This window comes from Pseudomonas sp. PAMC25584 (genome assembly GCF_058135675.1).
The window spans coordinates 719,908-745,000 of record NZ_CM176870.1 but is presented as its reverse complement, the minus strand read 5'-3'; the positions used below and the strand labels follow the sequence as shown (position 1 = coordinate 745,000).

Here is a 25,093-nt window from a genome sequence, read left to right as displayed (position 1 = left end):
CGCCTTCGCCACTGGTGTTCCTTCCTATATCTACGCATTTCACCGCTACACAGGAAATTCCACCACCCTCTACCATACTCTAGTCAGTCAGTTTTGAATGCAGTTCCCAGGTTGAGCCCGGGGATTTCACATCCAACTTAACTAACCACCTACGCGCGCTTTACGCCCAGTAATTCCGATTAACGCTTGCACCCTCTGTATTACCGCGGCTGCTGGCACAGAGTTAGCCGGTGCTTATTCTGTCGGTAACGTCAAAACAATCACGTATTAGGTAACTGCTCTTCCTCCCAACTTAAAGTGCTTTACAATCCGAAGACCTTCTTCACACACGCGGCATGGCTGGATCAGGCTTTCGCCCATTGTCCAATATTCCCCACTGCTGCCTCCCGTAGGAGTCTGGACCGTGTCTCAGTTCCAGTGTGACTGATCATCCTCTCAGACCAGTTACGGATCGTTGCCTTGGTGAGCCATTACCTCACCAACTAGCTAATCCGACCTAGGCTCATCTGATAGCGCAAGGCCCGAAGGTCCCCTGCTTTCTCCCGTAGGACGTATGCGGTATTAGCGTCCGTTTCCGAACGTTATCCCCCACTACCAGGCAGATTCCTAGGCATTACTCACCCGTCCGCCGCTCTCAAGAGAAGCAAGCTTCTCTCTACCGCTCGACTTGCATGTGTTAGGCCTGCCGCCAGCGTTCAATCTGAGCCATGATCAAACTCTTCAGTTCAAACATCTTTGGGTTTTTAAGAAACCCTAAACTTGGCTCAGCAATCGTTGGTTACATCTTTGATTTCTCGCGGAGTAACTTGTGATGCTGATAATCTTGTTGACTATCAGTCTGACTCCACAAGCACCCACACGAATTGCTTGATTCAGTTGTTAAAGAGCGGTTGGTTAAGATCTTTCGTCTCAACCGAGGCGCGCATTCTACAGCAGCCTCATTTGCTGTCAAGTGATTATTTTCAGAAGTTTTCAAAGTTTCCTTTGTAACTTCAACCACTTGCGCTTCCGATCTCTCGTTAGCGGGAGGCGAATTCTACAGCGTTACACGCTGCTGTCAACACCTCTTTTTCTCCGCTTTCGACCGAGAAGATCGAAACGTTAATAGAGCCTAACAACACCGCTCTACCAACTCCTTCCAGGCTTCGATGAACTGAAGCAGGCCGCTGTCGAATCTCGTATAACTCTTTGTTTACCAAGGAGTTTTCCGTTTCGACTGCGCCGGAAGTGGGGCGAATTATAGACGTCCAGGATTTGCCGTCAACACCTTTCTTCACAATTCTGTCATATAGGTCAAAAAGGCCCCAGAAACGCGAAAGCCGGCCCCAAAGGGCCGGCTTTCAACACGCCTTACAAGCTAGGGAAGGCAAACTGTGACGCTTCATGACTGGCCCGTTGCGGCCAGCGCTGGGTAATTGCCTTGCGCCGGGTATAGAAGCGCACCCCATCCGGTCCATAAGCATGCAAGTCACCAAACAACGAGCGCTTCCAGCCACCAAAGCTGTGGTAGGCCACCGGCACCGGCAGTGGAACGTTCACGCCGACCATGCCCACTTCAATCTCGTCACAGAACAGACGCGCCGCTTCACCATCACGGGTGAAGATGCACGTGCCGTTGCCGTATTCGTGATCGTTGATCAACTGCATCGCCGCTTCCAGGCTATTGACCCGTACCACGCACAGCACCGGCCCGAAGATTTCTTCTTTATAGATACGCATCTGCGGCGTCACGCGATCAAACAAACTGCCGCCAAGGAAGAAACCCTGCTCATGCCCTGCAACGCTCAAGCCACGGCCATCGACCACCAGCTCAGCCCCCGCAGCCACGCCGTCTTCTATATAGCCACTGACCTTATCCCGCGCCTGGCCAGTGACCAGTGGCCCCATATCCAGACCGCACGACGTGCCCGCACCAATCTTCAGCGCCTTGACCTGCGGCACCAACTTGGCGATCAATGCATCCGCCACCTGGTCACCCACGCAGACGGCCACCGAGATCGCCATGCAACGCTCACCACAAGAACCATACGCCGCGCCCATCAAGGCACTGACCGCGTTATCCAGATCCGCATCCGGCATCAGCACCGCATGGTTCTTCGCACCGCCCAGCGCTTGCACGCGTTTGCCGCGCTTGGTCGCTTCGGCGTAGATGTACTCGGCAATCGGCGTCGAGCCCACAAAGCTCAAGGCCTTGACCTCCGGTGCCTCGATCAACGCATCCACCGCGCCTTTGTCGCCATGCACCACGCTCAGCACGCCTTTAGGCAGACCGGCCTCCTGCAGCAATTGCGCGATCAACAGCGTCGAACTCGGATCACGCTCCGACGGTTTGAGGATAAAGCAGTTGCCGCAGACGATCGCCAGCGGGTACATCCACAACGGCACCATCGCCGGGAAGTTGAACGGAGTAATCCCGGCCACCACGCCCAATGGCTGGAAATCCGACCAGGCATCGATATTCGGCCCCACATTGCGGCTGTACTCGCCCTTGAGAATTTCCGGCGCCGAGCACGCGTACTCCACGTTCTCGATCCCACGCTTCAATTCCCCTGCCGCGTCTTCCAGGGTCTTGCCGTGCTCCTCGCTGATCAACTGCGAGATACGCGCTTCGTTCTGCTCCAGCAACTGCTTGAAACGGTACATCACCTGGGCACGCCTGGCCGCCGGCGTATTGCGCCAGGCCGGGAATGCCGCCTTGGCCGAGTCGATCGCGCTTTGGATGGTTTCGCGACTGGCCAGCGGCACCTGGTGAATCACTTGGCCGGTGGACGGGTTGTACACGTCGGCAGTGCGACCGGACTCGCTGACCAACTGGCCGTTGATCAAATGCTGGATAAGGCTCATGCAGGGCTCCTGAAAAGTTGTTCTATATAGAAGGAGAAATCAGTCGATCTTGTTCAGCACTTCGCCGACCGCATCGAACAAGCGATCCAGGTCCTGCGGCTTGCTGTTGAAGGTCGGCCCGAACTGCAGGGTGTCGCCGCCAAAACGCACGTAGAAGCCGGCTTTCCACAAGGCCATGCCGGCCTCGAATGGACGCACGATGGCATCACCGTCACGCGGGGCAATCTGGATCGCGCCGGCCAGGCCGTAATTGCGGATATCGATCACGTTCTTGCTGCCCTTCAAACCGTGCAGCGAATTCTCAAAGTGCGGGGCGACTTCGGCTACGCTCTGCACCAGGTTTTCCTTCTGCAGCAGGTCCAATGCCGCCAGCCCAGCCGCGCAAGCGACCGGATGCGCCGAGTAGGTGTAGCCGTGGGGGAATTCCACCGCGTACTCAGGCGTCGGTTGGTTCATGAACGTCTGATAGATCTCGCTGCTGGCAATCACCGCGCCCATCGGGATCGCGCCGTTGGTGACTTGCTTGGCGATGCACATCAGGTCCGGGGTCACGCCGAAACTGTCGGCACCGAACATCGAGCCGGTACGACCGAAACCGGTGATCACTTCGTCGAACACCAACAGGATGTTGTGCTGATCGCAAATCTCACGCAGACGCTTGAGGTAGCCCTGCGGCGGCACCAGCACGCCAGCGGAGCCAGCCATCGGCTCGACAAACACGGCGGCGATGTTCGATGCGTCGTGCAACTCGATCAACTTGAGCAGTTCATCGGCCAACGCAATACCGCCCTGCTCCGGCATGCCGCGCGAGAATGCATTGCTCGCCAGCAAGGTGTGAGGCAGATGGTCAACGTCCATCATCGCCTGACCAAACATCTTACGGTTGCCATTGACACCGCCCAGGCTGGTGCCAGCGATGTTCACCCCGTGATAGCCACGGGCACGGCCAATCATCTTGGTCTTGGTGGCCTGACCTTTTAGGCGCCAGTACGCACGCACCATCTTCACCGCCGTATCGGCGCACTCGGAGCCGGAGTTTGTGAAGAACACATGGTTGAGGTTGCCCGGGGTCAGGTCGGTGATTTTTTCCGCCAGTTGAAACGACAACGGATGACCGTATTGGAAGGCCGGCGAGTAGTCCAACGTACCCAGTTGCTTGGCGACCGCTTCCTGGATTTCCTTGCGGGTGTGCCCGGCGCCGCACGTCCACAGGCCCGACAACGAATCGTAGATCTTGCGGCCCTTGTCATCGGTCAACCAACTGCCTTCGGCGGCCACGATCAGGCGCGGGTCACGCTGGAAGTTACGGTTGGCGGTGTACGGCATCCAGTGAGCGTCCAACTTCAGTTGGCTGGCCAGGGACGAAGGGGCGTTTTCGGGCATGTTCATCAGCAAAACCTCGCAAGGCAAAAGGCAGCGTCGGGATTGAAAAGCGTTCTTGCAGCTAAATTGCCATGAGGATAAAGTCGATGAAACCCAACTCTTCTAACCTTCAGTCAGGCTCTCACTAAACTATGAGCATCCGTCGACCCGATCCGCTGGCCCAAGTCAGCGACTTCGATATTCGCCTACTGCGCATATTTCGCAGTGTGGTGGAGTGTGGCGGCTTCTCGGCGGCGGAAAGCGTGCTCGGCATTGGGCGCTCGGCCATCAGCCAGCAGATGAACGATCTGGAACAACGCCTTGGATTACGCCTGTGCCAGCGCGGGCGCGCCGGATTCTCCCTGACCGAAGAAGGCCGCGAGGTCTATCAGTCGGCGCTGCAACTATTGAGTGCCCTGGAAAGCTTTCGCACCGAGGTCAACGGCCTGCACCAGCATTTGCGCGGCGAACTGACCATCGGCCTCACCGACAACCTCGTCACCCTGCCCCATATGCGCATCACCCACGCCCTGGCGCAGTTGAAGGAACGCGGCCCGGACGTGCAGATTCAGATCCGCATGATCGCCCCCAATGAAGTGGAACAGGGCGTACTCGACGGCCGCCTGCATGTTGGCGTGGTGCCCCAGGCCAGCGCGCTGTCCGGCCTGGAATACCAGGCGCTGTACAGCGAACGCTCGCTGCTCTACTGCGCCGTCGGCCATCCGCTGTTCTACGCCGACGACAAGCAGTTGGACGATATACGGATCGACAGCCAGGATGCGATCGCCCCGACCTTTCGCCTGCCCGCCGATATCCAGGCCCACTACCAGGCACTCAACTGCACCGCCAGCGCTTCGGACCGCGAAGGCATGGCGTTCTTGATCCTCACCGGCCGCTACATCGGCTACCTGCCCGATCACTACGCCAGCCTGTGGGTGCAACAAGGCCGACTACGCGCGCTGAAACCGGCTACACGTTTTTACGATTTGAGCCTGGCATCGGTCACGCGCAAGGGGCGCCGCCCTCATTTGGTGCTGGAAAGTTTCCTCGAGAGCCTCGCGGCAACCCGCTAATTCGGGCCTCGCACAAAAAGCTGAGCAAGTGGACAGCTTTTTGCAAGGACACCAGGACCTAGAACCGTCCGCCTCGAGTTTGCCCGCCATGCCACCAGAAACGTCCAGCCCCAGCGATCTGATCTACGGCCTCAACGACCGCCCAAAACCCCTGCCCGCCCTACTGGCCGCCCTGCAACATGTATTGGCCGCCTTCGTCGGCATCATCACGCCGCCGTTGATCATCGGCTCCACCCTGGGCCTGGCTGCTCACCTGCCCTACCTGATCAGCATGGCGCTGATGGTCTCCGGTGTCGGCACGTTCATCCAGGCGCGCAGGCCGTTTGGCATCGGCGCCGGCATGATCTGCCTGCAAGGCACCAGCTTTGCGTTTCTCGGCGCCGTACTGTCGGCGGGCTTCCTGGTGAAGCAACGCGGCGGCAGCCCGGAAGACATCATGGCGATGATCTTCGGTGTGTGCTTTTTCGGCGCCGCCGTACAAATCGTCCTGAGCCGGTTTATCGGGCAACTGCGCCGGGTAATCACACCGCTGGTCACCGGCATCGTGATTACCCTGATCGGCATCAGCCTGATCAAAGTGGGTATCACCGACCTCGGCGGTGGTTTTAATGCCCCCGACTTCGGCGCGCCCATCAACCTGGCCTTGGGCCTGTTCGTGGTGTTGACGATCATCTTGCTCAACCGTTCGAACACACCCTGGGTACGTCTCTCGGCGATCATCATCGGCCTGGCCCTCGGCAGCCTCGCGGCCTGGTTCAGCGGAAAACTGGTGCCCCAGGCCCTGCCCGACCTGCCGTTGATCAGCCTGCCGATCCCGTTTCGTTATGGTTTCAACTTCGACTGGAGCGCCTTCCTACCGATCGCGCTGATATATCTGATCAGCAGCATCGAAACCGTGGGCGACCTTACCGCCAACTGCATGATTGCCCGCCAGCCCATCAGCGGCCCTTCTTATATAAGCCGACTCAAGGGCGGCGTACTCGGCGACGGGGTGAGTTGCATGATCGCCGCCACCTTCAGCGCGTTCCCCAACACCACGTTCGCCCAGAACAATGGCGTGATCCAACTCACTGGCGTGGCAAGCCGTTATGTCGGCCTGTACATCGGCGTGGTGCTGTTTTGCCTCGGTTTGTTTCCGTCGATCGGCGCGGTGCTGCAGCAAATCCCCAAGCCGGTATTGGGCGGCGCGACCCTGGTGATGTTCGGCAGCGTGGCGGCCGCCGGCGTGCGTATTCTCGCCCAGGCGCCGCTGGACCGACGCAGCATGCTGATCATCGCCACCTCGTTTGGCGTCGGCCTGGGCATTGCCGCCCAACCGAACCTGCTGCACTTGATGCCGACGCTGGTACAAAACCTGTTCGACTCGGCCATCACCAGCGGCGGGCTGACCGCCATCGCGTTGTGCCTGTTACTGCCGGAAGCCAAAGCGAGCGCCGCCACAAACAGCGCGCTGCAAGGCGATACGCTGGAACCGCTTTAATGGTTTTATTGCTTCAGGACTTGTCTGAGGCTTGAGGGTGGGTTATCTGTGCACACGTCGCCTCTATCGATCAGCACGGAAACCTCCATGAGCCTCGAAGTTCCTGCCCACAACACCCTCGCTGGGAAGCCCGCCAGCCGCATTCGACAAAAGAACGAGCAAGCGATTCTTCAAGCCGCCGAAGACGAGTTCGCGCGTCACGGCTACAAGGGCACCAGCATGAACACCATCGCTGCCAGCGCCGGGCTGCCCAAGGCCAACCTGCATTACTACTTCACCAACAAGCTGGGCCTGTACATCGCGGTGCTCAGCAATATCCTCGAACTGTGGGACAGCACCTTCAACGCGCTGACCGCAGAGGACGACCCGGCCGTGGCCCTCACCCGCTACATCCGCACCAAAATGGAATTTTCCCGACGCCAGCCCCAGGCCTCGCGGATCTTCGCCATGGAGATCATCAGCGGCGGCGAATGCCTCACCGAATACTTCGGGCAGGACTACCGCGCCTGGTTCAGTGGCCGGGCGGCGGTGTTCCAGGCCTGGATCGACGCCGGCAAGATGGACCCCGTCGACCCCGTCCACCTGATCTTCCTGCTGTGGGGCAGCACCCAGCACTATGCCGACTTCGCCACCCAGATCTGCCGCGTCACCGGGCGCACCAAGCTGACCAAGCAAGATATGGAAGACGCCGGCACCAACCTGATCCATATCATTCTCAAAGGCTGTGGCATCAAGCCTGTCCTCTAGACGACGCCTCTTATGCCTTTCACGCTCATCGGCCTTTGCGAGTTTCGCGAAGAAATACGCAAAAGCCGCTTTATTACCCTCGCCGCACCGATCACCAGTGCGCAAGAAGCGCAGGCGTTCATCGAGCAGCACAGCGACCTGAACGCCACGCACAACTGCTGGGCCTGGAAGCTCGCCGACCAGTACCGCAGCAACGACGACGGCGAACCTGGCGGCACCGCCGGGCGACCGATCCTCGCCGCCATTGAGGCCCAGGGCTTCGATCAGGTGGTGGTGCTGGTGATTCGCTGGTACGGCGGCACTCAACTGGGTACGGGCGGGCTGGCGCGGGCGTATGGCGGCGGCGCCAACAAATGCCTGCAAACCGCCGAGCGCATTGAGCTGATCAGCCGCGTGCCGTTGAGCTGCGCCTGCGGGTTTTCCGAGCTGAACCTGGTCAAGTTGCGGGTCGCCGAACTCGGCGGGCTGGTGGTGGAGGAACACTTCACCGCCAACGGCGTGGAGCTGCAACTGGCCCTGGGCGAAGCACACATCGATACCCTGCAAAGCCAGCTTGCCGACCTGAGCCGAGGGCGAATCCTGCTGCAACGCTGAAACTGCTAAGGTTATCCGCTGAACTCCCTGAACCGCGACGCCAAAGGAAGCCCTCCATGTCTACGCCAAAAACCGCACTGATCATCGGCGCCTCACGCGGGCTGGGCCTTGGCCTGGTCAAGCAGTTGCTCAAAGATGGCTGGGACGTGACCGCCACCGTGCGTGACCCGAACAAGGCCGACGCCCTGAAAGCCGTGGGCCCGGTACAGATCGAGAAACTCGACATGGACGATCAGCAAGCCGTGATCGCCCTGAGCCAGCGTCTCAAGGACCGCACATTCGACCTGCTGTTCGTCAACGCCGGCATCAAGGGCCCGGCGAACCAGGAGCCAGGCCACGCCACCCTGGCGGAAGTCGGCCAGTTGTTTTTCACCAACGCCGTGGCGCCGATCAACCTGGCCCAGCGCTTTGCCGGGCAGATCCGCAAGGACTCCGGCGTGCTGGCGTTCATGAGTTCAGTCCTGGGTAGCGTGACCATCCCCGACGGCTCCGACCTGGCGCTCTATAAGGCGAGCAAGGCCGCCCTCAACTCGATGACCAACAGCTTTATCACCCAGCTCGGTGAGCAAAAAATGACCGTGCTGTCGCTGCATCCAGGTTGGGTCAAGACCGACATGGGCGGCGAAAACGCGCACATTGATGTCGAGACCAGCGTGCGCGGCCTGGTCGATCAGGTGAATGCCTACACCGGCAAAGGCGGCCATCACTTTGTGGACTACAGAGGCAACACCGTTCCCTGGTAAGCCGCAATCAAATGTGGGAGCGAGCTGGCGTGCGATGAGCTCGAGAGCAGCACGCTCCTACAGGTAGACCGGATCTAGAACTACACGTAATCTAGCCACCTCGCCCTCACCGGCGACCCTGGATCAGCAGACAGGGCAACACTGAGCTGGCAAACCTGAACCCATCATTCAGAGGAGCCGGCCCATGCCTGCGACCCGTATCTGGTTAAAAAACCCCCTCGCGATTTTCACTGCCAACGGCCTCGATGCCCGTGGCGGCCTGGTGCTGCAAGACGGTGTGATCACCGAACTGCTGGCCATCGGGCAAGCGCCTGCACTGCCCTGCACACAAGTGTTCGACGCCCGCGAGCATGTGGTCCTCCCGGGGCTGATCAACACTCACCACCACTTCTACCAGACCCTGACCCGCGCCTGGGCGCCGGTGGTCAATCAGCCGCTGTTTCCCTGGTTGAAAACCCTGTACCCGGTGTGGGCGCGGCTGACCCCGGAAAAACTCGCGCTGGCCAGCAAAGTCGCGCTGGCGGAATTGCTGCTCTCGGGCTGCACCACGGCGGCAGACCACCACTACCTGTTCCCGGACGGCCTGGAACATGCCATCGACGTGCAAGTCGACACGGTGCGCGAACTGGGCATGCGCGCCATGCTCACTCGCGGGTCCATGAGCCTGGGCGAAGCCGACGGCGGCTTGCCGCCGCAACAAACCGTGCAACAGGGCGCGGTGATTCTGGACGATAGCGAACGCCTGATCCGCCAGTACCACGAACGCGGCGACGGCGCGCAAATCCAGATCGCCCTGGCGCCCTGCTCACCGTTTTCCGTCACCCCAGAAATCATGCAAGCCAGCGCCGAACTGGCCGAGAGCCTCGACGTGCGCCTACACACGCACCTGGCGGAAACCCTCGACGAGGAAGACTTCTGCCTACAACGCTTCGGCCTGCGCACCGTGGACTACCTCGACAGCGTCGGCTGGCTCGGCCCGCGCACCTGGCTGGCCCATGGCATTCACTTCAACCCGGATGAGATCGCCCGCCTGGGCGCCGCCGGCACCGGTATCTGCCATTGCCCAAGCTCGAACATGCGCCTGGCCTCCGGCATCTGCCCGACCCTGGACCTGCTCGCCGCCGGGGCCCCGATCGGCCTGGGCGTGGACGGCTCGGCGTCCAACGATGCGTCGAACATGATCCTCGAAGCCCGCCAGGCCCTGTACATCCAGCGCCTGCGTTATGGTGCGGAAAAGATCACCCCGCAAGGCGTGCTGGGTTGGGCGACCAAAGGCTCGGCGCAGTTGCTTGGCCGTTCGGATATCGGTGAGTTAGCCGTAGGAAAGCAGGCCGATCTGGCGCTGTTCAAACTGGATGAGCTGCGCTTTTCCGGCAGTCACGATCCGATTTCGGCGCTGCTGTTGTGCGGCGCCGACCGGGCGGACCGGGTGATGATCGGCGGGAAGTGGCGGGTGATCGACGGCCAGGTTGAAGGCCTGGACTTGAAAAGCTTGATCGCCGATCACAGCCAGGCCGCCCGCCAGCTCATCGCTGGAACCTGAGTCAAACACCGTTCTGCGGGACGCGGAAGAACCGGTTACACCCCCAACAGCGACAACATGATAAAGGTCGCAAACAGCACAAAGTGGGTCATCCCTTCGATGGCGTTGGTTTCGCCATCGTTGAGGTTGATCGCACTGACGATCAGCGTGATCAACACCATCACGCTTTGCACCGGCGTCATCGCCATCTGGAACGGCTGGCCGGTGTAGAGCGCCATCGCTTCCATCACCGGCACCGTCAGGATCACCGTCGACAACGATGCGCCCAGTGCAATGTTGACCACCGACTGCATGCGGTTGGCCAGGGCGGCGCGCAAGGCGGTCAGAATCTCCGGCGCCGCCGAGATGGCCGCGACCACAATCGCCGTCACCACCGGCGGTGCGCCCGTGCCTTCCAGGCCCAGGTCGAGGGTCTTGGACATCACCTCGGCCAGCGCCCCGATCACAATCACCCCGAACACCAGCGTACCGATGGAAAGTGCCAGGTTCACCGGCGGCGCCTGTTCTTCCGGCAACGTCTTGCGGCGTTTATCCGGGTAGCTGTAGCTGAAGAAATAACTGTGCGGGCCCACCTGCATGCGCAGGAACAGGGTGTAGAGCACCACCATCGCGCCGATGGTGAAGGCCGAGTAAATCTTCCAGTCCGCTTCGGGGATGAATTCCGGCACTACCATCGACACGCCCATGGCGGTGAGGATCATTACGCTGTAGGTCCGCGCCGAATCATCATTGTAGGACTGTTCACCATGCTTGATGCCGCCCATCAGCGCGGCCAGGCCGAGGATGCCGTTGATATCGAGCATGACCGCCGAGTAGATGGTGTCGCGCACCAGCGTCGGTGACGGTTCGTTGCTCATCATGATCGCCAGGATCACCACTTCCACCAGCACGGCGGCCAGGGTCAGGATCATGGTGCCGTAGGGGTCGCCAACCTTTTCCGCGAGTTGCTCGGCATGGTGGGCGACGCGCATCGACGCGACCACGATAAAGCCGATCAGCGCCATGCCGGCCAGCAGCGCGACCATTTGCCCGTTATGGAGCATCCAGTGCTCCAGCGGGTATGCGGCGATGGCGGCAATCAGCGCCAGCAGCATGAATTTTTCTTGCTTGAGGAATGTGAGCATTGCGGGCCTTTTGTGCGGCAAATCAGTCGTGGATGAGGTACAGACTGCACTACACCGCTAACGTTTCGTTACAGCTTAGTTCGCACCGCCCTTGTGCGAATAGGACCGATACTCTCCTCCTGGTCAGGTTTTGCCGATTATTTCAGTCATCGCCTGTAGAATGCCGCCATTGCACCTGATGAGATTTTAGACATGTACGATTGGCTCAACGCCCTGCCCAAGGCTGAACTGCACCTGCACCTGGAAGGCTCGCTGGAGCCTGAGCTGCTGTTCGCCCTGGCCGAGCGCAACAAGATTGCGCTGCCCTGGAACGACGTCGACACCCTGCGCAAGGCCTACGCCTTCAACAACCTGCAAGAGTTTCTCGACCTGTATTACAAGGGCGCCGATGTGCTGCGCACCTCCCAGGACTTCTACGACCTGACCTGGGCCTACCTGCTGCGCTGCAAAGCGCAGAACGTGATCCACACCGAGCCCTTCTTCGACCCGCAAACCCACACCGACCGTGGCGTGCCGTTCGAAGTGGTGCTCAACGGCATCGCCGCCGCGCTCAAAGATGGCGAGCAGCAACTGGGCATCACCAGCGGTTTGATCCTCAGCTTCCTGCGCCACTTGAGCGAAGCCGAAGCCGAGAAAACCCTCGACCAGGCGCTGCCGTTCCGTGACGCGTTCGTGGCCGTGGGCCTGGACAGTTCGGAAATGGGCCACCCGCCGAGCAAGTTCCAGCGCGTGTTCGACCGTGCCCGCCACGAAGGCTTCCTCACCGTGGCCCACGCCGGCGAAGAAGGCCCGCCCGAGTACATCTGGGAAGCCATCGACCTGCTGAAAATCCAGCGTATCGACCATGGCGTGCGCGCCATCGAAGACGAGCGCCTGATGCAACGGATCATCGACGAACAGATCCCGCTGACCGTGTGCCCGCTGTCCAACACCAAGTTGCGCGTGTTCGACGACATGGCCCAGCACAACATCCTCGACATGCTCGAGCGTGGGGTGAAGGTGACGGTAAACTCGGACGATCCGGCGTACTTCGGCGGTTATGTCACCGAGAACTTCTATGCGCTGCACACCGCCCTGGGCATGACCCAGGACCAGGCCAAACGCCTGGCGCAAAACAGCCTGGATGCGCGGTTGGTGAAGCCATAACTGAATAAACACCGACTCACCATGTGGGAGCAGGCCCGCTCCCACATGCGTTGTGTATTACCAGTTAAATTTCGCTCAACTCTTCCAGCGTCTTCCCCTTCGTCTCCATCCCAAACACCCACACCACCAACGCCGCCACCGCAAAGCACAATGCGCCCAAGGCGAACACCCCGCCCTGCCCGGTGATCGGGAACACCAGCCCGGTCACCAGCGGCCCGAGCAACGACCCGACCCGCCCGATCGCCGACGCAAACCCGGCCCCCGTCGCCCGCGCCGAGGTGGGGTACAACTCCGGCGTGTAGGTGTACAGCACCGCCCACATGCCAAACAGAAAGAACTGCATCAACAGCCCCGAGGTAATCAGCAGGCCCACATTGCCGCCGACCACCGCGCTTTGCCCATACAGAAACGCCATCACCCCACCGCCGAGCAACGTCACGACGCACACCGGCTTGCGCCCCCAACGCTCCACCAGCCAGGCCGCCATCAGGAAGCCGGGAATCCCGCCCAGGGAAATGATCACGGTGTAATACACCGACTGGGTCACCGCAAACCCCGACTGCTGCAACAACGCACTCAACCACGACGTCAGCCCGTAAAACCCGAGCAAGGCGAAGAACCACACACTCCAGATCATCATCGTGCGTTGGCGATACTGCGCCGACCATAACTGCTGGAACGCCGAGAAGAAGTTACCCGGCACACTCTCCACCCGTGGCAGGCGAATGGGCTCCGGCAAGTCGGCGCGGCCCAGGGAGTCGCGCACTTTCTGCTCGATCCCCAGCAACACCTTATCTGCCGCCGCATGTCGCCCGGCCTGCTCCAGCCAGCGCGGCGACTCCGGGATAAAAAACCGAATCGCCAACACAAACACCGCCGGCACCGCCAGCACCAGGAAGATGTCGCGCCAGCCGATCACCAGCAGCAAAAAGTACGACAGCACCCCCGCAGCCACAAAACCCAACGGCCAGAAGCCATCCATCAACGCGATATAGCGCCCGCGCTTCTTGGCCGGAATCAGCTCCGAAAGCATCGACTGCGCAATGGGAAACTCCATGCCCATGCCAATGCCGAGCAGGATGCGAAACAGCGTCAGCGTCTCCACCGTCTGCGCCGTGGAACATAAGTAGCTGGCGATCCCCCACAATACGATGCTCCACTGGAACACCGGCTTGCGCCCGAATCGATCCGCGAGCATCCCGGACAACGACGCGCCCACCACCATGCCGAAAAAACTCGAACTGGCCAGCAAGCCCGCCTGGGCCGTGCTCAGGCCGAACTCGGTTTTGATCGAGCCGAGCAGGAAGGTCATCATCGCCAGATCCATGGAGTCGAAGAAAAACGCCAGGGCGATGATGATAAAAATGACTCGGTGGTAACCGCTGATGGGCAACCGTTCCAGCCGTTCTGCTGCGCTATAGCCGTGCGTACCCATGCCCCATCCCCCGTGTGAAAAATCCCTATTGGGAGTGTGGGGCATCGTTTTTCCGGGTTATTGCTGGGTGCGACCTGATCGCAACTCTGAACGACGCCATCCGGCATCAGAGCGCGTCGGGCCCGGCCAACCGCGTGATTTCCGCGAGCCCGGTGTCGCTGACCAGCAAGGCGCGGGACTCGTTGATCGCACTGATCCAGTTCGACTGCAAAAATAGCTGCAACAGCCCGGCCCCCAGCGCGCCACCCAGATGCGGTTGCTGCTGGCTCCAATCGAAACAGTCACACACCAGCGGTAACGCCAGCGCCTGGGTAAAGATGCCGAAGCCGGCCAGGTGCTGCGCGCCTTTGACCGTGACCAGGGTGCGGTGCTCGCAGCGCTCGATCCACCCAGCCGCGATCATCCGCTGATACAGCTGCGCCGCCAGCTCGCCACCCAGGTGGCCATGGCATAACCGCGCATGGCGCAGCAGGGCCGGAGCCGCAAGCGTCATCGGTGAAGCCTGCGGTGTGCTGCGCGCGGCACTGGCCATGGTGGTGCTGGCCAACGCATCGATCGCGGTGCTGACATCAGCCGCCGCCACACGAAACAGGCGCTTGCCGCGACGGGCCTCGACGCGCAGCAAACCGCCCCCGGTAAGCCGCGCCAGATGCGCGTTCGCCGAGGCCGGCGACAGCCCGACGAGCGTCGCCAGTTCGTGCGAAGACTTGGCCGAGCCGTCCATCAAGGCCCAGAGCATAGCGGTGCGTTTTGGCTCGGCGAGCAAGCTGGCAATCTGACTGATGCAAGGTGCCTGTTCCATCGGTTCACTCCTTGTTAGATCATTTGTCTGCTGTGGTTGGCGCCAAAGTATAGGTGCGCGAGCAACCAGTTCCCCGGCGTCTGACAGCGCGGATAGGGACAGGATCTGAGTGAAATTTCCTGCTTTCGTGGAGGCTATTACCCACTGGTGAATTGTTCCGACCGTTGCGCGGTCAATGTCGCACAGCGGGACACGAGCATTTCCCGCAGCAGATTAATGGGCTTACTCAACTGCGCACGATGGGCGCATAACAGGTTGAGCGGCGTGCGCTCGCCGCGCAGCTCAGGCAGAATCACGCGTAAGCGCCCGGCGAGGACATCGCTGCTCACATCCAACCAGGACTTGTAGGCGATGCCCACCCCTGCCACAGCCCATCGACGTACAACGTCAGCATCGTCACTGAAGCGGTCGCCGCCGACAGTCAGGCTGACTTCGCGTTTGCCGTCATGAAACGTCCAGTGGTCATGCACGCGACTGCCGAGCATATACAGCAGGCAATTGTGCTGGGCGAGTTGCTCCAGATAGCGCGGTTCGCCGTGGCGTGCGAGATAGCTGGGCGCCGCGCACAGCACGCGCACGTTATCCGGCGCGACAGGCAGCGCGACCAGGCTGGAATCTTCCGGTTCGCCATAGCGCAGGGCGATATCCACCGGCTGGCGGAACAGGTCGGCAATGCGGTCACCCAGCAGCAGGCGCACGGTCAGTTGCGGGTATTCACGCTGGAACTCGTCAAGCCAGGGCAACAGCTGGTTGCGGCCAAAATCCGAGGGCGCCGACAGTTGCAACACGCCGCTGACACGGTCCTGGGCACTGGCCAATAAGCGTCGCCCCTCATCCAGCGAACTTAGCGCCGCGCGCGCATATTCGAGAAAGCCTTCACCTTCAGCGGTGAGGCGCAGGCTGCGGGTGGAGCGCGCCAGTAAGCGTGTGCCGAGTTGCTGTTCGATGCGCTTCAACGCCGCGCTGGCCACCGCCGGCGACAGGTCCATGACCCGCGCTGCGGCCGACAAACTACCCAGGTCCGCCGCGCGCACGAACAACTGCAAATCATCAAAGCGCAGCATCCAATCCCACCCATTATCAATATATTGTTGAAACAGCCTGCTGTTTTAGCCGCTTTTATCTGCACGGGAAATAGCCAATCATCTGCCCATCCCGTACATCCCGCGTCAGGAGTTGAATATGTCCTCTGCCTTTAACGTCATCGCCACGCTGATCGCCAAACCTGGCCAACAAGACATCCTCGAGCCCCTGCTGCGCGGCCTGCTGGAACCGACCCGCCAGGAAGCCGGTTGCGAGCAGTACGACCTGCATCAGGACCTGCAACACCCCGAGACGTTCTACCTGCTCGAACGCTGGCGCGACGACGCCGCCCTGGCCGACCACGACCAGAGCGCACACATCCAGAGTTTCCGCGCCAAGGCCGCCGACGTGCTCGCGCACTTCGAACTCAAGCGCCTGAAGTTTCTTGCCTGATCACCGCCCTTTTTCCGGAGCCCCCATGAAAGCCATTGCCTACTACGCCTCACTGCCGATCAACGATCCGAAATCCCTGCAAGACATCGAACTGCCGGAACCGATCGCCGGCCCGCGCGACCTGTTGGTGGAAGTCAAAGCCATCTCGGTCAACCCGGTGGACACCAAGGTCCGCCAGAACGTCGCCCCGGAAAACGGCGCCGCCAAGGTGCTCGGCTGGGACGTGGCCGGTGTGGTCAAGGCCGTCGGCAGTGAAGTGACGCTGTTCAAGGCCGGTGACAAGGTGTTCTACGCAGGGTCCCTGGTACGCCCCGGCGGCAACAGCGAACGGCACACCGTGGACGAGCGCATCGTCGGCCATATGCCCAAGAGCCTGGGTTTTGCCGAAGCGGCCGCCTTGCCGCTGACCGCCATCACCGCCTGGGAACTGTTGTTCGAACGCCTGCAAGTGCGCGAGGGTCAAGCGGATGAAGGCCAGAGCCTGCTGATCGTCGGCGCCGCCGGCGGCGTGGGTTCGATCCTGACCCAACTGGCCAGCCGGCTCACCGCACTGAAGGTCATCGGCACCGCGTCGCGCCCCGAGACCCAGGCCTGGGCCAAGGCCCTTGGTGCCGACCTGGTGATCGACCATCGCCAGCCGCTGAGCGAAGCCCTGAAACACGCCGGTGTGGCCCACGTGACCCACGTCGCCAGCCTGACCCATACCGACCAACATTTGGATCAACTGGTCGAAGCCCTGCAGCCCCAGGGCAAGCTGGCGCTGATCGACGATCCCAAGGCCCTGGACGTGAGCACACTCAAGCGCAAGAGCCTGTCGCTGCACTGGGAGTTCATGTACACCCGTTCGATGTTCGAGACCCCGGACATGATCGAGCAACACAACCTGCTCAATCGCGTGGCCGAACTGATCGATGCCGGCACCCTGAAAACCACGCTGGGCGAACACTTCGGGGTGATCAACGCCGAGAACCTGCGCCGCGCCCATACGCTGTTGGAAAGCGGCAAGGCCAAGGGCAAGATCGTGCTGGAAGGGTTCTGAAAAAGGTCTGTCGGTGTCGTCCGTCATTCGTGTGAGTGATGGACGCCGCCACTAGTCAGAGAATTGACCTTTGTCATATTTGTGAGCGTATTCGGGTTTATATTGGCGGCCTTTGCAACGATTTTTTTACGTGAGGAAGTCAGCAATGAAGATCCTGATAAAAGCGTTAGCAAAATCCCCGGGCAACAAATGGCAGGTCCGTCTCGACGGCGACGCCATCACCTTCCGCAGTGAGGCCGAGGCCCGCGCCTTCGCCGAGACGCTGCAAGCGCGCATCCAGGCGCCCCACCGGTTCCCACTCGGCCAGCAACGTTCCGCCGCTGGCTGACCGACACTTTTTCAGACCTGCGCCTGCAGGGCTCGTGCCCGTTGCAGGCGCTGGGTCGACATCCCAATCGTCACCGCCAAGACCCCGCACACGCTGATGACCATGGCCATCGGCATTGCCGTGCCGTCGTGCAACACGCCCACCAACGAAGCCGCTCCCGCCGCCACGCCGAACTGAATGCAGCCGAGCATTGCCGAGGCGCTACCGGCCCGTGCGCCCTGCCCGCTCATGGCGCAGGCCGAGGTGTTGGGCAAAATGCAGCCCAGGCTGGCAATGCAGATAAACAGCGGCACCAGCAACGGCCACAACGCATCGGTGCGCAAGGCCGCAACGCCGAGCAGCGCCAACGCCGCCAGCATGTAGAGCCACACCGTGCGCGACAGCAAGAACGCCGGCCCGCGCCTGGCGAGCAAGCGCGCATTGACTTGGGCCATCAGGATAAAGCCGGCGGCGTTGGAGCCGAATACCCAGCCGTAATGCTCGGCGGGCACGCCATAGAGTTTGATGAACACGAACGGCGAACCGGCGATGTAGGCAAACATCCCGGCAATCGAAATACCCCCGGTCAGGGCGTAACCGAGGTAGACCCGGTCTGACAACAGGTCGATATAGCGGCGCAGCGACCCGGACAACGGTTGCCGAGGCTGATGGGCCGGAAAGGTTTCCGGCAAGCCGACCGCCACCGCGATCGCGGCCATCACGCTGAACACCGTCAGGGCCAGGAAGATCGACTGCCAGCCCCACACACCGACCATCAACCCGCCCGCCAATGGCGCGAGGATCGGCGCCAGGCCGGTCACCAGCATCAGTTGCGAATACACCTTGGCCGAGGTCACCACATCACACTTGTCGCTGACCACCGCGCGGGAAATCACCATACCCGCGCAACCGCCGAGGGCCTGCACGAAGCGTGCGCCGATCAGCCATTCCAGGGACGGCGCGTAGGCGCATGCGAAGGATGCCAGCGTAAACAACGTGACACCGCTGAGCAGCGGCACACGGCGACCAAAGCGATCCGCCAGCGGACCGTAGATCAATTGACCGATGGCCAGGCCAGCGAAGTACACCGCCAAGGTCAACTGGATATGTTTTTCATCGGTGGCAAAAGCCGTGGCCATTGCCGGGAAGCCCGGCAGGTAAAAGTCAATCGCCAGCGGCGCGAAGGCGCTCAAGGCGCCCAAAATCAGGAGTATGCGCAGGTTCATCAGGCACCCAAGTATGTCGGCAGCCCGACAGTCTAGCCGCGCTTGGGTGCGTTGAACATTACGATAGCTCGCTAACTATTAAATCAGGCGACGCTGTAGCCTTCTTCCCGGATCAAGCCGGCGATCACGTCGCGGCTCAACTGGCTCTGCACGCTGACTTGCTTTGCCGCCAGGTCCACGTTCACTTCGGCTGCCGGGTCCTGATTCTGCACTGCCTGGGTCACCGCCCGGACGCAATGGCCGCAGGTCATTCCTTCAACGTTGAATACTTGCATGACATGACTCCTTGAATGAGGGTGGACGCAGTATCGACCTTGCCACGATGGCAAGGTCAAGCGGCAAAAATATCCGCCGGGCTGGTATTCGGTGACGCAGTCGGCCAAGCTTCACCCATCTTTGATGTGAACCACGGAGCACGCGCCATGCGCTGGTCGTTTTTTGCCCTTGTCGGCCTGATGAGCTTGTCTGCCGCTGCGCCCATGGCCAGCGCCGCCGAAGACTATGCGGTGCTGATCATTTCCCGCGAACGCCTGGAAGTACCGACCAACTGCGAGATCGGCCTGTACATCCAGGACCAGTTGGCCGGGCGCCTGTTCCAGGAACAGTCCACCTCGTTCAACCTGCCGGCCGGCAACGTATCGCTGCGCCTGAAGCTGCTGCCGGGCCAATCGCCTGGCTGCCTGCCGAGCCTGCTGGCGCCACCCGCGCAGAACATCACGCTGAAAGCCGGTGATGTGCGCAAATTACGCATCGCCCAAGGCCCGGAAGGCATGTACCTCAAGCCGGCGGCATTGGAATACTAAAGACGCTTGACCTTCCCCACAGGTCAAGGTTGATCCTAGGGGCAACTTCTTCAGGAGGACTGCCCCATGAATGGAACCACCACGTTTGACCTGCCCATCGGCGGCATGACCTGCGCCAGCTGCGCCGGGCGTGTCGAGCGCGCGCTGGGTAAGGTGCCGGGGGTGCAACGTGTCAGCGTGAACCTGGCCAACGAGCGCGCCCATATCGAGGTGCTCGGCCAAATGGACCCCGCCGTACTGATCGCCGCCGTCGACAAGGCCGGCTACAGCGCGTCCCTGCCCCAAAGCGAAACCAAGACCGAGGCCGATCAAGCCCAACGCCTGCACCACGAACGCTGGGCGCTGCTGCTGGCGATTGTGCTCGCATTGCCGCTGGTGCTGCCGATGCTGGCACAGCCCTTCGGCCTGCACTGGATGCTCCCGGCCTGGGTGCAGTTCGCCCTGGCCACGCCGGTACAGTTCATCTTCGGTGCGCGCTTTTATATTGCCGCATGGAAAGCCGTGCGCGCCGGTGCAGGCAATATGGACCTGCTGGTGGCAATCGGCACCAGCGCCGGTTACGGCCTGAGCCTGTATGAATGGCTCACCGCACCCGCCGGCAGCATGCCGCACCTGTATTTCGAAGCCTCGGCGGTGGTGATCGCCCTGGTGCTGCTCGGCAAATACCTGGAAAGCCGCGCCAAACGCCAGACCGCCAGCGCGATCCGGGCCCTGGAAGCCTTACGCCCGGAGCACGCGATTCGGGTGGTTGACGGCCGCGAAGAAGACGTCGCCATCAGCGCGCTGAAGCTCGGCGACCAAGTGCTGGTCAAACCCGGCGAGCGCTTCCCGGTGGACGGCGAAGTGGTCGACGGCCAAAGCCATGCCGACGAAGCGCTGATCAGCGGCGAAAGCCTGCCGGTGCCGAAACAACCGGGCGACAAGGTCACCGGCGGCGCCATCAACGGCGAAGGGCGCTTGCTGGTGCGCACCGTGGCCCTCGGCGCGGAAAGCGTGCTGGCGCGAATCATCCGCCTGGTGGAAGACGCCCAGGCGGCCAAGGCACCGATCCAGAAACTGGTGGATAAAGTCAGCCAGGTCTTCGTGCCGACGGTGCTGGTGCTGGCCTTGCTCACGCTGCTGGGCTGGTGGCTGTACGGCGCCTCGCTGGAGATCGCGATCATCAATGCGGTCGCCGTGCTGGTGATCGCCTGCCCGTGCGCCCTGGGCCTGGCCACACCGACCGCAATCATGGCCGGCACCGGCGTCGCCGCACGCCACGGCATTCTGATCAAGGATGCCGAAGCGCTGGAGCGCGCCCATGCCGTGAGCGCGGTGGTCTTCGACAAGACCGGCACGCTCACCTCCGGCACGCCGAAAATCGCCCACCTGGCGGCGGTAGACGGCAACGAGCCGCTACTGCTGCAACAGGCCGGCGCCTTGCAACGCGGCAGCGAACACCCGCTGGCCAAGGCGGTGCTGGATGCCTGCCGCGAACAAGGGCTGAACGTCGCCGATGTGAGCGCCAGCCAGTCCCTGACCGGGCGCGGCATTGCCGGCACCCTCGACGGTCGGCCACTGGCCCTGGGCAACCGCCGCCTGCTGGAAGACAACGGGCTGGACGCGGGCGCACTGAGCCCTTCGGCCAAGGCTTGGGAAGCCGAAGGCCGCACCTTGTCCTGGCTGATCGAACAAGGCGCGCAACCGCGCGTACTCGGGCTGTTCGCCTTCGGCGACACGCTCAAGCCCGGCGCGCTGGAAGCCGTGGCCCAACTCAAGGCGCGGCACATCAGCAGCCACTTGCTCACCGGCGATAATCGCGGCAGTGCGCGGGTCGTCGCCGAGGCACTGGGCATCGACGATGTCCACGCCGAAGTGCTCCCGGCCGATAAAGCCGCCACCGTCGCCGAACTGAAAAAAACCGGCGTGGTGGCGATGGTCGGCGACGGCATCAACGACGCTCCAGCCCTGGCCGCCGCCGATATCGGCATCGCTATGGGCGGCGGCACCGACGTGGCCATGCACGCCGCTGGCATCACCCTGATGCGCGGTGATCCACGCCTGGTGCCGGCGGCGCTGGAGATCAGCCGCAAGACCTACGCAAAGATCCGCCAGAACCTGTTCTGGGCCTTTGTGTATAACTTGATCGGCATTCCCCTGGCGGCGTTCGGCCTGCTCAACCCGGTGTTGGCCGGTGCGGCGATGGCGCTGTCGAGCGTCAGCGTGGTGAGCAATGCGCTGTTGTTGAAAACCTGGAAACCCAAGGATCTGGAGGACCCGCACCCATGAGCATGAACATGAACATCGGCCAGGCGGCGCGTTCAAGCGGTTTGAGCGCCAAGATGATTCGCTACTACGAATCCACCGGCCTGTTGAAAGCCGCCCACCGCACCGACAGCGGCTACCGCGTGTACGGCCCCGACGACTTGCACACCCTGGCGTTTATCAAGCGTTCGCGGGACCTGGGGTTTTCCCTGGAAGAGGTCGGCAAGTTGCTGACGTTGTGGCAGGACCGACAACGGGCCAGCGCCGATGTGAAAGCCTTGGCGCGCCAGCATATTGAAGAGCTGAATCAGAAGATTCGCGAACTGGGGCAGTTGCGCGATACGTTGCAGGACCTGGTGGAACACTGCCACGGCGATCATCGGCCGGATTGTCCGATTCTCAAGGAGTTGGCGTCGGGTGGTTGCTGCGCCTGAAGGGGTAAGTGGTGCACACAAAACCCATGTGGGAGGGGGCTTGCCCCCGATAGCAGTGGACCAGTCAATATAAGTATCGACTGACACGGCGCTATCGGGGGCAAGCCCCCTCCCACATTTAGATCTCCAATTACCTGAAGATCATTCCCACATTTTTAGATCTCCAATTGCCTGAAGATCATTCCCACATTTTTAGATCTTCAATTACCTGAAGATCATTTCCACATTTTTAGATCTCCAACGGTTTGGAGATCACTGCATCCAAGGCGGCGGCGGTTCTTCCGCTGTCTTGCTCGCGGGGGCATCATCCGCCGCGCGGATCGCCTGGCGCCGTTCGTCATCCAGTCGCGCCGCTTCGATCTCGCGGATCACGCCACCGACATCCGCCAGTTCTTCCGGTTCGTCGAACTCGCCGGTCAAGATGCTGCCAGGGTGCAAGGTGCCGGCTTCGTACAGCGCCCACATTTCCTTGGCGTACTTGGTAGTCCTCAACTCCGGGGCAAAACGCCCGAAGTAGGAAGCCATGTTGCCCACATCCCGCTCCAGCATGCTGAACGCGTGGTTGTTGCCCGCCGCATCCACCGCCTGGGGCAGGTCGATGATCACCGGGCCCGTCGGCGTGAGCAGTACGTTGAACTCGGACAGGTCACCGTGCACCAGGCCGGTACACAGCATCAGCACGATCTGGGAGATCAGGAACGCGTGGTACTCGCGCGCCTGGTCCGGTTCCAGCGTCACGTCGTTCAGACGCGGCGCCGCATCGCCGTACTCATCGGCCACCAGTTCCATCAACAGCACGCCTTCCAGGAAGTCATACGGCTGGGGCACGCGAACGCCCGCACCGGCCAGGCGGAACAACGCCGCAACTTCGGCGTTCTGCCAGGCATCTTCGGTTTCTTTCTTGCCGAATTTGGAGCCCTTGGCCATGGCCCGGGCCTGCCGGCTGTTACGGACCTTACGGCCCTCCTGGTACTCGGACGCTTGACGAAAACTTCGTTTGTTCGCCTCCTTGTAAACCTTGGCGCAACGCAATTCATTGCCGCAGCGCACCACATAAACAGCTGCTTCTTTACCACTCATAAGTGGGCGCAGCACTTCGTCGACCAGACCGTCTTCGATCAGGGGTTCAATGCGTTTAGGAGTCTTCATCAGCTTTTATTGTGGGTCCTTTATTACCAAACACGCGTATGGCACTCGTTATACGGCAATCGGCTCGCCTCGGGGAGGGGCTAGCGAGCTTTGACCACCGAAGAATGCATCCAATATGCCAATTTTCCACGCAATTCAACGCTCAATGATCGCCGTCACGCCCTGCCCTCCGGCGGCACAGATCGAAATCAGCCCGCGCCCCTTGCCCGCGACGTCCAACAGCTTGGCCAGGTTGGCGATGATACGCCCGCCCGTCGCGGCAAACGGATGCCCGGCGGCCAGGGAACTGCCCTTGACGTTGAGGCGGCTGCGGTCAATCGAACCCAGCGCCGCGTCGAGCCCCAGGTGGGTCTTGCAGTAATCCGCATCTTCCCATGCCTTGAGCGTGCACAACACTTGGGCAGCGAATGCTTCGTGGATCTCGTAGTAATCAAAGTCCTGCAGTGTCAGGCCATTCCTCGCCAGCAAACGCGGCACGGCGTACACCGGCGCCATCAACAGGCCTTCGGCACCGTTGACGAAATCCACCGCGGCCGCTTCGCCGTCGCGCAGGTAAGCCAGGATCGGCAAGCCGCGCTCCCTGGCCCAGGCTTCGCTGCCGAGTAACACCAGGGAAGCACCGTCCGTCAGCGGCGTGGAGTTGCCGGCGGTGAGCGTGCCTTTGGCGCTGCGCTCGAAGGCGGGCTTGAGGCCGGCAAGTTTTTCCAGGGTCAGGTCGGGGCGCAGGTTGTTGTCACGGGTGAGGCCCAGAAACGGGGTGAGCAAATCGTTGTGCCAGCCTTCGGCGTAGGACGCGGCCATTTTCTGGTGACTTTCCAGGGCCAACTGGTCCTGCTCGGCACGGGGGATCTGCCAGGTCTGCGCCATCAGTTCACAGTGCTGGCCCATGGATAAACCGGTGCGCGGTTCGCCATTGCGCGGCAGTTCCGGCTTGAGGTGATGCGGACGAAGTTGTAACAAGACTTTTAGTTTGTCCGGCATAGACCGGCTGCGATTGGCCTGTAGCAAAATCTTGCGCAGCCCTTCATTCACCCCGATCGGTGCGTCGGACGTGGTGTCGACCCCACCGGCAATCCCGCATTCGATCTGGCCCAGGGCAATCTTGTTGGCCACCAGCAACGCTGCTTCCAGCCCGGTGCCGCAAGCCTGCTGAATGTCATAGGCCGGGGTTTGCGGCGACAGGCGCGAGCCCAGCACGCATTCGCGAGTCAGGTTGAAGTCGCGTGAATGCTTGAGCACCGCGCCGGCGGCCACCTCGCCCAGGCGCAGGCCGTGCAGGTTGTAGCGCTCGATCAGGCCCTCCAGGGTGGCCGTCAGCATCGCCTGATTGCTCGCTGTGGCATACGGGCCATTGGAGCGGGCGAACGGAATCCGATTACCGCCAATGATCGCTACACGGCGCAATTGAGTCATGGAAAGCTCCCTGTCGGTTGTGGGGTAAGTCCTTCAGACTAGCCTAGGCTCAATCGAACGACTGCCGCCCCGGGGTGGTCAACCCTTTGAACCCCAGCCTTCGGAGAGC

23 protein-coding genes and 1 rRNA gene (1 of these 24 cut by a window edge) are annotated in these 25,093 nt (G+C 61.5%); 13 read left to right on the top strand and 11 right to left on the bottom strand.

What is annotated here, in order from left to right; translation table 11 throughout:
- From ACS5Q8_RS03260 to aptA, 3 genes are all read right to left on the bottom strand, one after another.
- Nucleotides 1-727, bottom strand: a 16S ribosomal RNA gene (locus tag ACS5Q8_RS03260); it reaches 810 nt to the left of the window's first position.
- Between the two features lie 623 nt (nt 728-1,350).
- On the bottom strand, nt 1,351-2,844 hold the full coding sequence (locus ACS5Q8_RS03255; RefSeq protein WP_247402094.1) for a CoA-acylating methylmalonate-semialdehyde dehydrogenase: 1,494 nt from the start codon (nt 2,842-2,844) through the stop codon (nt 1,351-1,353).
- 39 nt (nt 2,845-2,883) lie between these two features.
- Nucleotides 2,884-4,233: an omega-aminotransferase AptA gene (aptA, locus tag ACS5Q8_RS03250; protein WP_465159825.1), complete on the bottom strand. Its 1,350-nt coding sequence runs from the start codon at nt 4,231-4,233 to the stop codon at nt 2,884-2,886.
- Nucleotides 4,234-4,358: 125 nt separating this feature from the next.
- Here aptA and ACS5Q8_RS03245 point away from each other — a divergent pair, with 125 nt between their 5' ends.
- From ACS5Q8_RS03245 to ACS5Q8_RS03220, 6 genes are all read left to right on the top strand, one after another.
- Nucleotides 4,359-5,279 (top strand): LysR family transcriptional regulator, encoded by a 921-nt coding sequence (locus ACS5Q8_RS03245; RefSeq protein WP_276196353.1) that lies wholly within the window; start codon nt 4,359-4,361, stop codon nt 5,277-5,279.
- 88 nt (nt 5,280-5,367) lie between these two features.
- A complete protein-coding gene (locus ACS5Q8_RS03240; protein ID WP_276196352.1) occupies nt 5,368-6,759 on the top strand; it encodes a uracil-xanthine permease family protein in 1,392 nt (463 codons plus the stop codon).
- 87 nt (nt 6,760-6,846) lie between these two features.
- Nucleotides 6,847-7,506, top strand: a complete 660-nt coding sequence (locus ACS5Q8_RS03235; protein WP_443697296.1) for a TetR/AcrR family transcriptional regulator — start codon at nt 6,847-6,849, stop codon at nt 7,504-7,506.
- A 12-nt stretch (nt 7,507-7,518) separates the two neighbouring features.
- Nucleotides 7,519-8,100 (top strand): IMPACT family protein, encoded by a 582-nt coding sequence (locus tag ACS5Q8_RS03230; RefSeq protein ID WP_276196350.1) that lies wholly within the window; start codon nt 7,519-7,521, stop codon nt 8,098-8,100.
- A gap of 56 nt (nt 8,101-8,156) precedes the next feature.
- Nucleotides 8,157-8,843, top strand: a complete 687-nt coding sequence (locus ACS5Q8_RS03225) for an SDR family oxidoreductase (RefSeq protein WP_276196349.1) — start codon at nt 8,157-8,159, stop codon at nt 8,841-8,843.
- A gap of 184 nt (nt 8,844-9,027) precedes the next feature.
- Nucleotides 9,028-10,386 (top strand): 8-oxoguanine deaminase, encoded by a 1,359-nt coding sequence (locus ACS5Q8_RS03220; RefSeq protein ID WP_276196348.1) that lies wholly within the window; start codon nt 9,028-9,030, stop codon nt 10,384-10,386.
- A gap of 35 nt (nt 10,387-10,421) precedes the next feature.
- Here the strand turns inward: ACS5Q8_RS03220 and ACS5Q8_RS03215 are convergent, their stop codons facing one another.
- Nucleotides 10,422-11,510, bottom strand: coding sequence for a calcium:cation antiporter (locus tag ACS5Q8_RS03215; protein WP_276196347.1), 1,089 nt, complete (start codon nt 11,508-11,510; stop codon nt 10,422-10,424).
- A 192-nt stretch (nt 11,511-11,702) separates the two neighbouring features.
- Here ACS5Q8_RS03215 and ACS5Q8_RS03210 point away from each other — a divergent pair, with 192 nt between their 5' ends.
- Nucleotides 11,703-12,656 carry an adenosine deaminase gene (locus ACS5Q8_RS03210; protein ID WP_247402074.1) on the top strand — a complete coding sequence of 318 codons (954 nt, stop codon included), beginning with the start codon at nt 11,703-11,705 and terminating at the stop codon, nt 12,654-12,656.
- A gap of 64 nt (nt 12,657-12,720) precedes the next feature.
- On the opposite strand, the gene ACS5Q8_RS03205 is transcribed toward ACS5Q8_RS03210, so the two are convergent.
- From ACS5Q8_RS03205 to ACS5Q8_RS03195, 3 genes are all read right to left on the bottom strand, one after another.
- Entirely contained in the window at nt 12,721-14,091 is a 1,371-nt protein-coding gene (locus tag ACS5Q8_RS03205) for an MFS transporter (protein ID WP_276196346.1), read from the bottom strand.
- Between the two features lie 106 nt (nt 14,092-14,197).
- On the bottom strand, nt 14,198-14,893 hold the full coding sequence (locus ACS5Q8_RS03200) for an ArsR/SmtB family transcription factor (protein WP_276196345.1): 696 nt from the start codon (nt 14,891-14,893) through the stop codon (nt 14,198-14,200).
- Between the two features lie 137 nt (nt 14,894-15,030).
- The gene (locus tag ACS5Q8_RS03195) at nt 15,031-15,957 is read right to left on the bottom strand and encodes a LysR family transcriptional regulator (RefSeq protein ID WP_276196344.1); all 927 of its coding nucleotides are present in this window, start codon (nt 15,955-15,957) and stop codon (nt 15,031-15,033) included.
- 118 nt (nt 15,958-16,075) lie between these two features.
- Between ACS5Q8_RS03195 and ACS5Q8_RS03190 the strand changes: the two genes are divergently transcribed.
- The 3 genes from ACS5Q8_RS03190 (at nt 16,076) to ACS5Q8_RS03180 (ending at nt 17,736) form a co-directional block, all read left to right on the top strand.
- Nucleotides 16,076-16,369 carry a putative quinol monooxygenase gene (locus ACS5Q8_RS03190; RefSeq protein WP_426100305.1) on the top strand — a complete coding sequence of 98 codons (294 nt, stop codon included), beginning with the start codon at nt 16,076-16,078 and terminating at the stop codon, nt 16,367-16,369.
- Between the two features lie 25 nt (nt 16,370-16,394).
- Nucleotides 16,395-17,408 (top strand): zinc-binding alcohol dehydrogenase family protein, encoded by a 1,014-nt coding sequence (locus tag ACS5Q8_RS03185; RefSeq protein WP_443695817.1) that lies wholly within the window; start codon nt 16,395-16,397, stop codon nt 17,406-17,408.
- A gap of 145 nt (nt 17,409-17,553) precedes the next feature.
- Nucleotides 17,554-17,736: a hypothetical protein gene (locus tag ACS5Q8_RS03180; RefSeq protein WP_253393220.1), complete on the top strand. Its 183-nt coding sequence runs from the start codon at nt 17,554-17,556 to the stop codon at nt 17,734-17,736.
- Nucleotides 17,737-17,747: 11 nt separating this feature from the next.
- Here ACS5Q8_RS03180 and ACS5Q8_RS03175 read toward each other — a convergent pair whose 3' ends face one another.
- Together ACS5Q8_RS03175 and ACS5Q8_RS03170 are read right to left on the bottom strand one after the other, a co-directional pair.
- Nucleotides 17,748-18,941: a multidrug effflux MFS transporter gene (locus ACS5Q8_RS03175; RefSeq protein ID WP_276196342.1), complete on the bottom strand. Its 1,194-nt coding sequence runs from the start codon at nt 18,939-18,941 to the stop codon at nt 17,748-17,750.
- 83 nt (nt 18,942-19,024) lie between these two features.
- On the bottom strand, nt 19,025-19,216 hold the full coding sequence (locus ACS5Q8_RS03170; RefSeq protein ID WP_276196341.1) for a heavy-metal-associated domain-containing protein: 192 nt from the start codon (nt 19,214-19,216) through the stop codon (nt 19,025-19,027).
- Nucleotides 19,217-19,363: 147 nt separating this feature from the next.
- Between ACS5Q8_RS03170 and ACS5Q8_RS03165 the strand changes: the two genes are divergently transcribed.
- The 3 genes from ACS5Q8_RS03165 to cueR all read left to right on the top strand — a co-directional run bounded on the left by ACS5Q8_RS03165 (nt 19,364) and on the right by cueR (nt 22,422).
- Nucleotides 19,364-19,744, top strand: coding sequence for a hypothetical protein (locus ACS5Q8_RS03165; protein ID WP_276196340.1), 381 nt, complete (start codon nt 19,364-19,366; stop codon nt 19,742-19,744).
- A 66-nt stretch (nt 19,745-19,810) separates the two neighbouring features.
- Complete coding sequence (locus ACS5Q8_RS03160; protein ID WP_443700234.1) at nt 19,811-22,012, top strand: heavy metal translocating P-type ATPase; 2,202 nt, start codon at nt 19,811-19,813, stop codon at nt 22,010-22,012.
- A gap of 8 nt (nt 22,013-22,020) precedes the next feature.
- Nucleotides 22,021-22,422: a Cu(I)-responsive transcriptional regulator gene (gene cueR / locus ACS5Q8_RS03155; protein ID WP_465160347.1), complete on the top strand. Its 402-nt coding sequence runs from the start codon at nt 22,021-22,023 to the stop codon at nt 22,420-22,422.
- Nucleotides 22,423-22,674: 252 nt separating this feature from the next.
- Here cueR and ACS5Q8_RS03150 read toward each other — a convergent pair whose 3' ends face one another.
- Both ACS5Q8_RS03150 and ACS5Q8_RS03145 read right to left on the bottom strand, forming a co-directional pair.
- Nucleotides 22,675-23,571 (bottom strand): PA4780 family RIO1-like protein kinase, encoded by an 897-nt coding sequence (locus ACS5Q8_RS03150; RefSeq protein WP_276196338.1) that lies wholly within the window; start codon nt 23,569-23,571, stop codon nt 22,675-22,677.
- 135 nt (nt 23,572-23,706) lie between these two features.
- Complete coding sequence (locus ACS5Q8_RS03145) at nt 23,707-24,984, bottom strand: acetyl-CoA C-acetyltransferase (RefSeq protein WP_443697134.1); 1,278 nt, start codon at nt 24,982-24,984, stop codon at nt 23,707-23,709.
- Nucleotides 24,985-25,093 lie beyond the last annotated feature (109 nt).